The sequence below is a fragment of the Streptomyces sp. NPDC007164 genome (genome assembly GCF_040634135.1).
Taxonomy (GTDB): domain Bacteria; phylum Actinomycetota; class Actinomycetes; order Streptomycetales; family Streptomycetaceae; genus Streptomyces; species Streptomyces sanglieri.
Genome location: NZ_JBEYFB010000045.1, coordinates 48,761 through 55,650, shown reverse-complemented (window position 1 = coordinate 55,650; position 6,890 = coordinate 48,761). Strand labels below are relative to the sequence as shown.

The 6,890-nt window shown below is 71.7% G+C and carries 6 protein-coding genes; 3 read left to right on the top strand and 3 right to left on the bottom strand.

From position 1 onward, the window contains the following. Window positions 1-126: 126 nt before the first annotated feature. Window positions 127-1,326: a cytochrome P450 gene (locus ABZ622_RS34450; RefSeq protein ID WP_360550064.1), complete on the bottom strand. Its 1,200-nt coding sequence runs from the start codon at window positions 1,324-1,326 to the stop codon at window positions 127-129. A 212-nt stretch (window positions 1,327-1,538) separates the two neighbouring features. Between ABZ622_RS34450 and ABZ622_RS34445 the strand changes: the two genes are divergently transcribed. Then, on the top strand, window positions 1,539-2,465 hold the full coding sequence (locus ABZ622_RS34445; protein WP_360550062.1) for an NADP-dependent oxidoreductase: 927 nt from the start codon (window positions 1,539-1,541) through the stop codon (window positions 2,463-2,465). A gap of 113 nt (window positions 2,466-2,578) precedes the next feature. Here the strand turns inward: ABZ622_RS34445 and ABZ622_RS34440 are convergent, their stop codons facing one another. Beyond that, entirely contained in the window at window positions 2,579-3,562 is a 984-nt protein-coding gene (locus ABZ622_RS34440) for an acyltransferase domain-containing protein (RefSeq protein ID WP_360550060.1), read from the bottom strand. Window positions 3,563-3,789: 227 nt separating this feature from the next. On the opposite strand from ABZ622_RS34440, the gene ABZ622_RS34435 reads away from it, so the two are divergent. Continuing rightward, window positions 3,790-4,530 (top strand): TylF/MycF family methyltransferase, encoded by a 741-nt coding sequence (locus ABZ622_RS34435; protein ID WP_360550058.1) that lies wholly within the window; start codon window positions 3,790-3,792, stop codon window positions 4,528-4,530. A gap of 34 nt (window positions 4,531-4,564) precedes the next feature. Continuing rightward, a complete protein-coding gene (locus ABZ622_RS34430; protein ID WP_360550056.1) occupies window positions 4,565-5,740 on the top strand; it encodes a class I SAM-dependent methyltransferase in 1,176 nt (391 codons plus the stop codon). A 19-nt stretch (window positions 5,741-5,759) separates the two neighbouring features. Here ABZ622_RS34430 and ABZ622_RS34425 read toward each other — a convergent pair whose 3' ends face one another. Beyond that, the gene (locus ABZ622_RS34425) at window positions 5,760-6,884 is read right to left on the bottom strand and encodes an alpha-hydroxy acid oxidase (RefSeq protein ID WP_360550054.1); all 1,125 of its coding nucleotides are present in this window, start codon (window positions 6,882-6,884) and stop codon (window positions 5,760-5,762) included. Window positions 6,885-6,890: the final 6 nt, after the last annotated feature.

The window sequence follows — 6,890 nt, the reverse complement described above, 5'->3', positions numbered from 1 at the left end:
ACGGCGACCGCCGTCGCGAGCAACGCCTATGTGCTCGACGCGCTGACCCGGCTCGTCCAGCGCCGTCGGCACACGGCACCACCCGTGGTCCGGCTCCCGCACCGCTGCCTGCGGCTCACCGGCGAGTCACCAGGCGACCATCAGCTCCGTGGGGCCGTGCACGAACTGCCCTTCCCGCCAGGGGATGTCCTTCTTCTCCCCGGCCGGCCGCAGTGTGGGGAACTCCCTGAGCAGCCCGCCGAGCCCGGCCCTCAGTTCCAGGCGGGCCAGCTGCGCGCCGAGACAGTGGTGCACGCCGTGCCCGAATCCGACGTGCGGGTTCGGGAACCGGTCCAGCTTGAGGCGGCCGGGCTCCTCGAAGACCGTCTCGTCGTGGTTGGCCGATCCGATGGCCGCGATGACCGCCTCGCCGGCGCGCACCACCGTGCCGTCGAACTCCACGTCCTCCAGGGCGATGCGCGTGGTCCCCCCGTTGACGAGATGGACGTACCGCAGCAGCTCCTCGACCGCGGAGTCGAGCAGTCCGGGCTCTTCGAGGAGCCGGGCCCACAGGCCGGTGTCCAGCAGGGTGAAGGTGAAGTTGGAGAGCTGGTTCGCCGTGGTCTCGTGCCCGGCGACGAGCAGGTCGACGCCCATCTGGACCAGTTCCTGTTCGCTGAGCCGGTCCGACTCGTCCCGCGCCTCCACCAGGTCGGTCAGCAGATCGCGGGAGCGCCGGTCCGAGGGCCGCGCGCGGCGTTCCGCCACATGCTTGCCGAGATAGTCCAGCAGAGTGCCGATCGCTTCGTCGATCTCCTCGCCGGTCGCCGCCGTCGTGCTCAGCATGAGCCGGGACAGCCGCTCGAAGTAGCCGCGGTCGGCCGCCGGCACGCCCAGCAGTTCACAGATCACGGTCACCGGCAGCGGTACCGAGAAGTGGTGCACGAGGTCGACGGGCGATCCGTGCTCCCGCATTCCGGCCACGAGTCCGTCGACGATCTGCTCCGTCCGGGGCCGCCAGCGCTGCACGTTCTTCATGGTGAACGTGCCCGCCACGAGCTTGCGCAGCCGGCTGTGTTCCGGCGGGTCCATGGCGAACAGTCCGCCGGGCGGGGTCTGCGCCGGGCTCACCCGCGGCACGTCCGCGTTGACCGTCGCGGCCCGGGAGAACCTCGGATCCGCGTAGACCTTCCGCACATCGGCGTACCGGGTGGCCAGCCACGCGTCGCCACCGAACGGGCACCCGACCCGCCGCAGCGGTTGCTCCGCGCGCAGTGCGGCGAACTCCGGTGGCGGACCCAGCTCAGTGGTCCGCTCAAACGGAAGCCGCGGGGCATGTGCTGTCATGACGTACTCCCTATGCGGTTCCAGGCACATTCCATCGCTTCGAAGCTACGGGGGGCCGACCCCCGACACGCTCAAGGACCGCTCAGGCACACGGGAGTTGGCCGAACCCCGATGGCCCGCTGAGCCGTTGTTCGATAGTTTGCGCATGGGACTTGACAGAACGTCAGCGATCCCGGTCGACCCGGTAAAACCTACGTAGATAAAGGGTAAAAATGGCAAAGACATATCGTGCTGTGGAGTTCTCGGAGTACGGGGACCCCGAGGTGTTACGCGTGGTGGAGCGCGAGGTGCCCCGCCCGGGGCCCGGCCAGGTCCTGGTGGCGGTCCGCGCCGCCGGGGTGAATCCGCTGGACTGGCAGCTGCGCAGCGGCGCCGTCGCGGCGATGATGCCGGTGGAGTTCCCCTCGGTGCCCGGCGGTGATGTCGCCGGTGTCGTCGCGGACGTCGGCGCGGATGTGACCGACTTCGCCGTGGGCGACGAGGTCTTCGGTTCGATCGGCTCCGGCAGCTACGCCGAGTTCGCACTCGCACCCGCGGCGCAGCTCGCGCGCAAGCCCGAGGGTGTTTCGTGGGAGGTCGCGGCCGGGCTGCCGGTGGCCGTCAACACGGCGTACCAGGCGCTCACGGACCTCGGGGTGAAGTCCGGGGAGACCGTGGTCGTGGACGGGGCCGCCGGTGGCGTCGGGTCCGTGGCCGTGCAGATCGCCAGGCATCTCGGCGCGACCGTGATCGGTACGGCGAGCGAGCGCAATCACGCGTACCTGCGGTCGCTCGGTGCGGAACCCGTGACGTACGGGGAGGGGTTCGCCGAGCGGGCCCGTGCCGTCGCCGAGAAGGGTGTGGACGCGGCGTTCGACGCCGCCGGGAAGGGATCGTTGCCGGCCCTCGTCGAACTGACCGGCGGCCCGGACCGCGTGGTCACCATCGCGGACCACGGGGCGGCGGAGCACGGTGTGCGCTTCGTGTTCGCCGGCCCCGACGCGATCCGTGAGCGTCTGGAGCAGGCGGCCGAGCTGGTCGGGAACGGTGGGCTCGACCTGTCCGTGGCCCGGACGTACTCGCTGTCGGAGGCGGCCGACGCCCACCGGGAGAGCGCGGGCGGTCATGTGCGCGGCAAGCTGATCATCGTGCCCAACTGACGCCGGTACATCAGGTCCTGGTACGTCAGGTCCTGGTGTCACGCACCGGTGCGTGACGTCCCGGTGCGCCACGTCCCGGTGTTTCGCGTATGCGCGTGTCACGTACGGGCGTGTCACGTACCGGAGTGGAGCGCCGCGACGGCCGCCGCGAAGGCTTCGGCGTCCGCGGCGGTGCCCGCCCGTCCGCTACGGGCCAGCAGCGGGTGAACACTGCTCGGGCCGTGCAGTACGGCCCGGTGCCCACGTGCGGCGACCGCGAGGCTTCGGTCCGCGCTCGCGTCGAGCAGTACGAGCCCGGGGCCCAGGCCCTCGGAGTCGAGCAGTGAGCGCAGTGCGGGCCAGTACCGTACGGGGAGCGATATCTGGTCGGCCCAGAAGGCGGGGTCGACGGCCTGTCCGGCGCTCACCGGGCGTGCGGTCCTCGTGGACATGATGGTCGTCCGCGGCGGCCCCGGCCGGAGCCGGCCCAGGTCCTGCGCGAACCGCCGGGCGGCCGGAGCCATCACCGGGCTGTGGAAGGCGTGCCCCGACCCCAGCGTGCGCAGCGTGATGTTCCGCCGCTCCAGTTGTCCGCGCACCGTCGCGAGGACGCTGTCGGAACCGGCGAGCACGGTCTGCCGGGGGCCGTTCTCGGCCGCGACGACGGCCCCCGCACGCAGCTCCTCGGACAGCTCCCCGGCGGTGGCCGCGACGGCCAGCATGCCGCCGCGTCCGGTGTCGTCCAGACGCCGGACGTGGCCGGCCATGGCCGTCGCGAGCCCCTCCGGGGTGAAGACTCCGGCCAGGCACGCCGCGACGAGTTCGCCCACGCTGTGCCCCAGCAGCACGTCCGGCGCCCCGGCAGCCGACCGCACCGCGTGCCCGAGCGCGTGGCCGACGGCGAACAGCAGCGGTTGGGCGACCACGGCCTCGTCCAGCGCCCCGGCGGGCCCGCCCAGCCACAGATCCCGCAGCCCGTCGCCGTCGGCGCCGAGCACCGCGAACATCTCGTCCATCCACCGGGTGAACTCCGGCTGCACGCCGTAGAGCCCCGCCGCCATTCCGGCGCGCTGCGCCCCCTGTCCCGGCAGCAGCAGGACGACTCGTCGCCGTGTCACAGATCTCTCCTCCGCGTTCCCGTTCCGACGCGGGCGGCTCCCGCACGTTCCGGTGCGCCGCGCCGCCCGCGATGTCCCGCCGATCGACCCACACTCCGGCGGACTCCTGGTCCAACGGCCGCCGCCGAGCAGCTTCAGCACCGCTGGATCCCGCCTGGAGACCACCGCGACACCGTGGCCCCGGCCACCCGGCCACATGCCCGCCCACGGCGAAAGGCTGACCTCACATGTCGAACCACGGTGCGGATCTCTATCTGGACCTGATGAAGAAGGTGCTGACGAACACCATCTACGCGGACCCGGCGGTACGGGTGTGGGGCGAGGACAACGAGAAGGCGCGGCAGGAAGGGCGTGACTGGCCGAGCGTGGCCCACACCATGGTGGGCATGAAGCGGCTGGACAACCTGCAGCACTGTGTCGAGTCCGTTGTCCGGGACAACACACCCGGCGACCTGATCGAGACCGGTGTGTGGCGGGGCGGCTCGTCGATCCTGATGCGTGCGGTCCTCAAGGCGCACGGAGTGCTGGACCGGCGCGTCTGGCTGGCCGACTCGTTCCAGGGGATGCCGGTCGCGGACGACCGGGCACACCCCGACGACCGGCAGCTGCAGTGGCACCTGCACAACGACTTCCTCGCCGTGCCGCTGGAGCAGGTGCGGGAGAACTTCTCCCGCTACGGCCTGCTCGACGAGCAGGTCCGCTTCCTGCCCGGCTGGTTCGCCGACACCCTGCCGGCCATCGAGGTGGACAAGCTGGCGGTGATCCGGCTGGACGGCGATCACTACGACTCGACGATGGACGCCCTGGTGAACCTCTACCCCCGCCTCTCTCCCGGCGGCTTCGTCATCGTGGACGACCATGTGCTGCCCTCGTGCAGCGAGGCCGTCGAGACCTACCGCAGGAAGCACGGCATCACCGAGCCGCTCCAGCCCATCGACGGTGTGGCGATGTTCTGGCAGCGCGGCTGATCCGCACCGCTCCGACGACCACGAGGAAGACCGTATGACGACCACCAGGACCGAGCTCGTCGATTCAGTTCTGCACAGCGCCTCGGGAGGCTGGCGGCGCGTCACCGAAGTGGTGGAGCGCTGGGGGACGGACGCGGTCGCGACGGTGCTGGTGGACGAGATCCTCTTCCGCTCGGAGCCGGCGGCGGACTGTGCGACGGCCACCGTCGGGCTGGAGCTGACCCACGGACCCGCACGTCACATCACGACCCTCGGCGTCACCCAGGGGGCGCGGCCGGCGCGTACCCGGGCGGCTGCCGCCGATGCCGATGTGCGGCTCGAATGCTCGATCGCCGATCTGGCGCTGGAGCTGTACCGGCCCGATACCGGCCGGCGCCCGGACATGCGCGTCACCCGGTTCCTGCCCGGCGAGGACCACCTGGCTCCCGACACCGAGCGGCTGTACAGGATCGCGCGGGCCGCCGACGCGGTGGTCTCGGGCTGCACCTCACACAGCCCCGGGCTCGCCACCCTGGCCCTTCGGCACGATTCGGACCGGTGCAACAGCCTCCAGCTGTCCGCACCGCACTTCGAACGCCACTTCCGCGCGCTGCGCGGCCAGGAGGTCCGGCTGCTCGAACTCGGTATCGGAGGCTACGAGCGCCCCGACGAGGGCGGTGGGTCGTTGCGGATGTGGAAGCACTTCTTCCCGCGCGGTCAGATCTACGGGGTGGACGTGTTCGACAAGTCCCCCCTGGACGAGGACCGCATCACCACGCTCCGGGGACGCCAGGACGACCGGGAGTTCCTCGACCGGCTCTGCCGCGACCACGGACCGTTCGACGTGGTGATCGACGACGGCAGCCATTGCGCGGGCGACGTCCTGGCCGCGTTCGAGCATCTGTATCCGCGACTGCGACCAGGTGGCTGGTACGTCATCGAGGACCTGTCGGCCTCGTCGTGGGCCCGCCACGACGGCGACGCGGCGCCGGGCGATTCCATCGCGGCCGCTCTGGCCATGGTGAACTCGCTGCGGGACCGGATGGGCGACCGCGGGTTCGGCGCCGACGGCGGGGCCGCGGATCTCGCCGCTTCACTGGCCGGCCTGAATCTGCATCACAACATCGCGTTCCTGGAGAAGGGCGCCGGCGGCGCCGGCGCCCTTCCGCAGTGGATTTCCCGCAGGCCGTTCTGGAACGGCGTCACACCCCAGGTGCGCCCGGCCCGGTAGCCCCCGAAGGGCTGCCGGGTCAGGCCGGGACGGTGGCTCCGGCGAGATCGGCCACGGTCGGGGCGCCGGCGATCGCCATGGTGTTGCGCAGGTCCTCGACCAGATCCCGCAGCACGGCGGCGACACCGTCCCGGCCGCCCACCGCGAGGCCCCACAGGACCGGCCGGCCCACCAGCACGGCCGACGCTCCCCGGGCCAGCGCGACCGCCGCGTGACTGCCGCGGCGTATCCCCGAGTCGAAGTACACCGGCACCCGGCCGGCCACCGCCCCGGCGACACCGGGGAGCGCGTCGATACTGGTCACGGACCGGTCGTGCTGGTAGCCGCCGTGGTTCGACACCACGACCGCGGCCGCACCGGCCTCGATCGCGCGGGTCGCGTCCTCGGGGTGGAGCACGCCCTTGACGATCACCGGCAGCCGGGACCGGGCGATGAGCCGCTCCAGCTCCTGCCAGGTGCAGGCAGGGTTGGGGAACAGGGTGTCGATGACCTCCTGGGCGCTCGCCCCCGGCGTCGCGCGGCGCCGTTCGGCCAGTAGCCGGACGAAGTACGGCTCGTCCGCCACCGCCGGCTGCGCGGCGGCCTCCCGCAGCTCCTGGCTGGGGTGGTCGAAGACGTTGCCCGCGTCGCGCCGGCTCGCCCCCATGACCGGTACGTCCACCGTGCAGACGACCGCGTCGAAGCCGGCTTCCTCGGCTCCTTCGACCAGCGCGTCGGTGAGTCCGCTGTCACTCATGAGATACACCTGTCGCCAACGCACCTGCCGGCCCGCCGCGCCCGCGACCTCCTTCGGCGAATGGCTGGCGAACGTCGACAGGCAGAACCCGAGACCCAACTGCGCGGCGGCGGCCGCCGCCGCGCTCTCGGCCCCCTTGTGGTAGATGCCCTGCATGCCCATGGGAGCGACGAGGAACGGAGCGGCCAGCCGGCCACCGACGACCTCGGTCCCGGTGTCGATACCGGAGACATCGCGCAGCATCCGGGGCAGCAGCGACAACGAGTCCAGGCGCGCGGTGTTGCGTCGCACGGTGGACCCGTCCCCGGCACCGCCGCTCGCGTACTCGAAGGTCTCGGCGGGCAGTTGTCTGCGGGCCTCGTCCTCAGCGGTGCCGCTGCCGACGGGCGGTGTGGTGTCGGTTGCCACGGTGAT

Bases quoted from the DNA above. Each gene is read 5' to 3' on its own strand.
- ABZ622_RS34450 (WP_360550064.1), bottom strand. From the start codon at position 1,326: ATGACAGCACATGCCCCGCGGCTTCCGTTTGAGCGGACCACTGAGCTG.
- ABZ622_RS34435 (WP_360550058.1), top strand. From the start codon at position 3,790: ATGTCGAACCACGGTGCGGATCTCTATCTGGACCTGATGAAGAAGGTG.
- ABZ622_RS34445 (WP_360550062.1), top strand. From the start codon at position 1,539: ATGGCAAAGACATATCGTGCTGTGGAGTTCTCGGAGTACGGGGACCCC.
- ABZ622_RS34430 (WP_360550056.1), top strand. From the start codon at position 4,565: ATGACGACCACCAGGACCGAGCTCGTCGATTCAGTTCTGCACAGCGCC.